The following is a 992-nucleotide window of genomic DNA, read 5'->3' as shown; positions in this document are numbered from 1 at the left end:
GCCGCTCCGGCCGAGGCGCCCGCCGCCGACGCCGCCGCGACCCAGGCGACGCCTCCGGCTCCGAAAGCCTAAGGGCGAACGGACACGACAGACGACGGAAAGGCGGCCTTCGGGTCGCCTTTCTTCGTTTCGGCCTATTTCAGAGCGATCAATCCGGCGTCGGTCGGCGTGAACCCGCGGGCGTCGAAATAGAAGGGCCGAAGGTGCGGGTCGAAATCGACGTGCAGCCATTCGCAGCCCGTGGCCCGCGAACGGGCGACCGCTTCCTCGATCAAGGTCCGGGCCAGACCCTCCCGCTGGCGGCCCAGCGTCACCATGGTGTCCAGAATGAAGGCGTGAACGCCCCCGTCCCAGGCGACGTTCACAAAGCCGATCAACCGCGCCTTCTGTCGAAGGCACACCCAGCCCAGGCTGTAGTGATTGACCTGCGCCCACCAGTCGTCCGCCAACAGCCGGTGCTCGAAGCATTCGGCGTGAAGGGCGTTGACCTCGGCGTTATCAAACGCGCCGCGCCATGCGGTGATGATCTCGTCGGAAGGCGTCTCTGGCTTCATGCTCAAGTTATGAGCGGGCGAGCGATCCAGCGTCAACGCCGCCAAACAGGCCTCAGAGGCGACGGAAGATCGCAGAGGTGAAGTTGTCGGCCGTCAGGCGGGCCTCGACCTCGACCAGGGTCTCGACCACCACGCCGCCGCGCGCGCCGGTCGCGTGGATGATGCGCTCGGCGTCCAGCATCAGGGCCGAATGGCCGGTCCAGTCGCCCTCTGCAGAAGACAGCCAGATCACCAGGTCGCCGCGCTGCGCGCCCTCTCGCGACACGGCGCGGCCCAGGCGGGCCTGCTCTTCCGCTCGGCGGGGGCCCGGCAGACCGCAGGCCAGCAGGGCCTGTTGCACCAGGCCAGAGCAGTCGATCTCCAGCGAAGACCGGGCGCCCAGGGCGTGCGGGCGGCCCAGCAGGCGCTCGGCCACGGCGACCAGATCACGTTCAAATG

At 68.4% G+C, this 992-nt stretch carries 2 protein-coding genes; both read right to left on the bottom strand.

Features of this window, described 5'->3' with window-relative positions; genetic code table 11:
• Positions 1-134 precede the first annotated feature (134 nt).
• Positions 135-554, bottom strand: coding sequence for a GNAT family N-acetyltransferase (locus RT567_RS16395; RefSeq protein WP_313577264.1), 420 nt, complete (start codon positions 552-554; stop codon positions 135-137).
• Positions 555-606: 52 nt separating this feature from the next.
• The coding region (locus RT567_RS16390; protein ID WP_313577263.1) for an NlpC/P60 family protein at positions 607-992 on the bottom strand (386 nt) is incomplete at its 5' end.

The organism is Brevundimonas sp. (genome assembly GCF_032107865.1).
GTDB lineage: Bacteria > Pseudomonadota > Alphaproteobacteria > Caulobacterales > Caulobacteraceae > Brevundimonas.
Note: the sequence above shows the minus strand (reverse complement) of the source record. Positions and strands in the feature narration are given on the sequence as shown.

Coding starts and splice junctions, on each gene's coding strand:
- RT567_RS16395 (WP_313577264.1), bottom strand. CDS start 554: ATGAAGCCAGAGACGCCTTCCGACGAGATCATCACCGCATGGCGCGGC.